Annotated in this window: 1 tRNA gene; it reads left to right on the top strand. The window is 40.6% G+C overall.

The features are described 5' to 3' along the window. The first annotated feature begins 12 nt into the window (after positions 1 to 12). A tRNA-Ile gene (locus H8K32_RS20825) sits at positions 13 to 89 on the top strand. The last annotated feature ends 167 nt before the right edge of the window (positions 90 to 256 follow it).

The raw sequence follows: 256 nt of genomic DNA, 5'->3' as shown, positions 1-256 counted from the left end.
TCCACCAATACTGGGGCTGTAGCTCAGCTGGTTAGAGCACCGTGTTGATAACGCGGGGGTCGTTGGTTCGAGCCCAACCAGCCCTACCAATAGATAGTACAAACCTAAGTCAGCAAGATTGAGAGAAGCAGCTCAATAGACGTTGAAGTGAAGATTTAGGTTTGAACTTTCAAAGCGAAAGTCAGTGTAGTTTAAGTAGTATCTCGTTCTTTAACAATTTAGAAGAAGTAAAGTAGAAATAATCAAAATTTATTTC

It is taken from the genome of Cognatundibacterium jejuense (assembly GCF_014284255.1).
Classification (GTDB): domain Bacteria; phylum Pseudomonadota; class Gammaproteobacteria; order Burkholderiales; family Burkholderiaceae_D; genus Undibacterium; species Undibacterium jejuense.
Note: the sequence above shows the minus strand (reverse complement) of the source record. Positions and strands in the feature narration are given on the sequence as shown.